At 53.9% G+C, this 4,870-nt stretch carries 3 protein-coding genes; 1 reads left to right on the plus strand and 2 read right to left on the minus strand.

Annotated features, from left to right (window positions below):
* Positions 1–61: 61 nt before the first annotated feature.
* Positions 62–1,528 (plus strand): autotransporter outer membrane beta-barrel domain-containing protein, encoded by a 1,467-nt coding sequence (locus tag OMR58_RS25940; protein WP_264547333.1) that lies wholly within the window; start codon positions 62–64, stop codon positions 1,526–1,528.
* Between the two features lie 60 nt (positions 1,529–1,588).
* Here the strand turns inward: OMR58_RS25940 and purD are convergent, their stop codons facing one another.
* Together purD and purH are read right to left on the minus strand one after the other, a co-directional pair.
* Positions 1,589–2,869: a phosphoribosylamine--glycine ligase gene (gene purD, locus OMR58_RS25945; RefSeq protein WP_264547332.1), complete on the minus strand. Its 1,281-nt coding sequence runs from the start codon at positions 2,867–2,869 to the stop codon at positions 1,589–1,591.
* A gap of 14 nt (positions 2,870–2,883) precedes the next feature.
* A complete protein-coding gene (purH, locus tag OMR58_RS25950) occupies positions 2,884–4,473 on the minus strand; it encodes a bifunctional phosphoribosylaminoimidazolecarboxamide formyltransferase/IMP cyclohydrolase (RefSeq protein WP_200563872.1) in 1,590 nt (529 codons plus the stop codon).
* Positions 4,474–4,870 lie beyond the last annotated feature (397 nt).

Raw genomic sequence — 4,870 nt, forward strand, 5'->3', positions numbered from 1 at the left:
GCCGGACGAGTACCGGTTGATGGCGGAAAATACGGAAATCTCAAAAAGTGCCTGGAACTAAATCCGGTCTACTTACAATCTCACAAATGCGGGTCTTATTCAGCTTTCAGATACGGATAAAACAGGTTCGGTCCTGACGGTCCATAATAACTACGTCGGGAATGGCGGGACCCTTGTTTTCAATTCTGAATTAGCGGGTGATGATTCTCCTTCCGATCGATTATCGATTGAAGGAAATAGTTCAGGCGATACTAACGTTGTCGTGAATAACATTGGCGGTAAAGGAGCACAAACGGTTGAAGGCGTGGAGTTAATCCGCGTAGACGGTCAGTCGGATGGTACCTTTAATCAGTCCGGTCGCATCGTTGCCGGGGCTTACGACTACTCTCTGGTCCGCGGAAATACGAATAGCAACAACTGGTATCTGACCAGCCAGAAACAGCCCGATCCCCCCGTTAATCCGCCGGTTAATCCGCCGGTTGAGCCACCTGTTGAACCTCCCGTTAACCCACCGGTTGAACCACCTGTAAATCCGCCGGTTGAACCGCCTGCTAACAAGGAACGTATCGTTCGTCCTGAGGGGGGGGCTTACAGTGCAAACATTGCTGCGGCACTGACTCTTTTTGAAAGTCGCCTGAGTGATAGACAAGGAACGTTTTATGTTGACCCGCTTAGCGGCGAGAAAAAATATACGACTCTTTGGTTAAATCAGGTTGGTGGCCGTACCCACGCCAACGACAAGAGCGGCCAGCTGAAAACCAACAATAATCGTTACTCGGCGATGCTGGGTGGCGATATCGGCAGCGGTGTTGGCGCGGCGGGTTCCTGGCGCGTTGGCCTGTTAGCGGGTTACGGACACGGCCATAACACCACCACGTCCCGCGTTACCGGCTATCGCGCAAAAGGTAATGTTCGAGGCTATACCACCGGCGTGTATGGCACCTGGTATGCTGAGGGCACCGACGAACACGGGCTGTATGTGGATACTCTGGTTCAGTACAGCTGGTTCAAGAATAAGGTAAAAGGTGACGATATCAGACGCGAACACTATGACTCTGATGGGGTAAGCACCTCGCTGGAAACAGGTTATGTGATCCCCGTGAGCCAGAGTGAACGTAGCGGATTTTATCTCCAGCCTCTGGCACAGATAACGTGGTCGGGTATTTCTGCCGATAACCATACGGAAAAGAATGGTACGCGTGTCATTGGAAAAACGGACAATAACGTACGTTCTCGTTTAGGTATTAAAGCCTTTGCAAAAGGTCATTCATCGCAGGATCAGGGCGCAGGGCGCGAGTTCAAACCGTTTATTGAAACGAACTGGATTCACAACACACGTAACAACAGCGTATCGATGGATGGCGTAGATGTGACGCAGTCAGGCACGCGGAATATTGCAGAAGCCAAACTGGGTATTGAGGGTGATTTCAATCAGCAGCTAAGGCTAACCGGAACGATTGGGCATCAGATGGGCGATCACAGCTGGACAGATACTTCAGCGGCGATTGGTATTAAATACAGTTTTTAACCGCTAAAAAAGAAGCGCCCGAGAAGGGCGCTTCTTATCGCAACAGCTGAAGATGACGGCTTACTTACGATTTATCGCACGGTAGCCAATGTCTTTACGGCAGAAGCTGCCTTTCCATGAGATTGGCTGGGCCAGCTCGTAAGCACGCTTCTGAGCGGCAGCAACATCTGCACCCAGCGCGGTGACGCACAGTACACGCCCACCGTTGGTCACCACCAGATCGTCTTCCAGCGTCGTACCCGCGTGGAACACTTTACCGTCGGCAACTTCTTCCAGCGGTAAACCGTGGATTTGGTCACCGGTTGCATAGTCACCCGGATAGCCGCCGGCAGCCAGTACCACGCCCAGCGATGGACGGGGGTCCCAGACGGAATCTTTCTGGTCCAGTTTACCGTCAACGGCAGCCAGGCAAAGATCCACCAGATCCGACTGCAGGCGCAGCATGATTGGCTGAGTTTCCGGATCGCCGAAGCGGCAGTTAAACTCGATGACTTTCGGCTGGCCGCTTTTATCGATCATCAGACCGGCATACAGGAAACCGGTATAGACGTTGCCTTCGCCCGCCATGCCGCGCACGGTTGGCCAGATCACTTCATCCATTACGCGCTGGTGGATTTCATCGGTCACAACCGGAGCAGGGGAGTAGGCACCCATACCGCCGGTGTTCGGGCCGGTGTCCGCATCGCCGACGCGTTTATGGTCCTGGCTGGTGGCCATTGGCAGCACATTCTCGCCGTCAACCATCACAATGAAGCTGGCTTCTTCGCCATCAAGGAACTCTTCCACCACAATGCGGTGGCCAGCATCACCGAAAGCGTTACCGGCCAGCATATCCTGAATGGCATCTTCCGCTTCCTGTAGCGTCATCGCCACAATCACACCTTTACCCGCCGCCAGGCCATCGGCCTTAATGACGATTGGCGCACCTTTCTCACGCACATACGCGAGGGCAGGCTCCACTTCAGTAAAGTTCTGGTATTCCGCAGTCGGGATCTGATGACGGGCCAGGAAATCTTTGGTAAAGGCTTTAGAACCTTCCAGCTGTGCAGCGGCCTGAGTCGGGCCAAAGATTTTCAGACCGGCGGCACGGAACGTATCCACCACGCCTTTCACCAGCGGCGCTTCCGGGCCGACGATGGTCAGATCGATTTTCTCACTCAGGGCAAAGTCCAGCAGGCCCTGAATGTCGGTTGGGCTGATTGCCACGTTCTGCAGCGCAGGCTCCAGTGCGGTACCGGCATTGCCCGGGGCAACGAATACGGTGTCAGCCAGCGGTGACTGAGCGGCTTTCCAGCCAAGCGCATGTTCACGGCCGCCGTTACCAATAACCAAAATTTTCATTTGAGACTCCGTAATTAATGGCGGAAATGACGCATGTCGGTAAAGATCATCGCAATGCCGTGTTCGTCAGCAGCGGCAATTACTTCGTCATCGCGGATAGAACCACCCGGCTGGATCACGCAGGTGATACCCACTGCGGCAGCAGCATCAATCCCATCGCGGAACGGGAAGAAGGCATCGGAGGCCATCGCTGAACCTTTCACTTCCAGGCCTTCATCAGCGGCTTTGATACCGGCAATTTTGGCAGAGTAAACGCGGCTCATCTGGCCCGCACCTATCCCGATAGTCATATTGTCACGGGCATAGACGATGGCATTGGATTTCACGAATTTTGCCACTTTCCAGCAGAACAGCGCATCACGCAGTTCCTGCTCGCTCGGCTGACGTTTGCTGACCACGCGCAGCTGGCTCTCATTAACCATGCCGAGATCGCGATCCTGCACCAGCAGGCCGCCGTTCACGCGCTTGAAGTCCAGGCCTTTCTGGCGCTGCTGCCACTGGCCGCAGGTCAGGACGCGAACATTTTGCTTCGCAGCGGTCACCTTCAGGGCGGCTTCGCTGGCAGATGGCGCAATGATCACTTCCACAAACTGACGGCTGATGATGGCCTGAGCCGTGGCTTCATCCAGCTCGCGGTTGAAGGCGATGATCCCGCCGAAGGCTGAGGTTGGGTCGGTTTTGTACGCGCGCTCGTAGGCATCAAGAATCGATCCACCTACCGCCACGCCGCACGGGTTCGCGTGTTTGACGATAACGCAGGCCGGCTGATCAAACTCTTTCACACATTCCAGTGCTGCATCGGTGTCGGCGATGTTGTTATAAGAAAGCGCTTTACCCTGAACCTGCTGTGCGGTGGCAACTGAAGCTTCTGATACATTCTCTTCTATATAGAAGGCAGCATCCTGATGGCTGTTTTCACCGTAGCGCATATCCTGCTTCTTGATGAAGTTCAGGTTCAGCGTACGTGGGAAGCGGCCAGCAGGCGCATTAGTCTCACCATGGTAAGCAGGAACCAGGCTGCCAAAGTAGTTGGCGATCATGCTGTCGTAAGCGGCAGTGTGTTCGAAGGCTTTAATAGCCAGATCGAAACGGGTTTCCAGCGTCAGTGAATTATCGTTGGCATCCAGCTCGGCCACGATAGCCTGATAGTCGCTGCTCTTCACAACAATCGCCACGTCTTTGTGGTTCTTGGCAGCGGAGCGCACCATGGTTGGGCCACCGATATCGATATTCTCTACCGCATCTTCCAGCGAGCAGCCTTCGCGTGCAACGGTCTGGGCGAACGGGTAAAGGTTAACGACGACCATATCAATAGGAGAGATGCTGTGCTCGGACATGATGGCATCATCCTGACCGCGGCGTCCTAAAATGCCACCATGCACTTTTGGGTGCAGCGTTTTGACGCGTCCATCCATCATTTCCGGGAAACCGGTGTAGTCAGAGACTTCCGTTACGGGCAGGCCAGCATCGGCCAGCAGGCGCGCGGTGCCGCCAGTGGAGAGCAGCTCTACGCCACGTTGAGAAAGCGCCTGAGCGAATTCGAGGATACCGGCTTTGTCAGACACGCTGAGCAGCGCGCGGCGTACAGGACGACGTTGTTGCATGGTGGTTTTATCCCTTGGCTTTGGATCGCATATAAAGAGCGTTATATGAAGCTTAGTCTTTCTCTTCTCTATATAGAGGAAGATAAGTTTCAGGTAACGCCCCTGAAAGGGGCTTCCATTACGCGCGGGCATTGTAGCGAAAACGTTTGCGCGTTGCTCGTCAAAATTGTCATTCAATAAAGAATGTGGATAAGTTTGTGTATAAACAGGTATAAGGCGGGGTTTTGCTGTGGAATGCAGCAAACGGTAAAATTATCGCAATTTAGCCCTTGTCAGCCGTCGAGAACTCCCTATAATGCGCAACCACTGAGACGGCACAACGACTGACAAGTCAGCCACTCAGGAGGTTCGGGAAGTCTCTGAACCGCCGGAAAAAACTTCTCAAAAAGAAGTTGAC

Source organism: Erwinia sp. INIA01, assembly GCF_025947915.1.
Lineage (GTDB): Bacteria > Pseudomonadota > Gammaproteobacteria > Enterobacterales > Enterobacteriaceae > Erwinia > Erwinia coffeiphila.

Coding starts and splice junctions, on each gene's coding strand:
- purD (WP_264547332.1), bottom strand. CDS start 2,869: ATGAAAATTTTGGTTATTGGTAACGGCGGCCGTGAACATGCGCTTGGC.
- purH (WP_200563872.1), bottom strand. CDS start 4,473: ATGCAACAACGTCGTCCTGTACGCCGCGCGCTGCTCAGCGTGTCTGAC.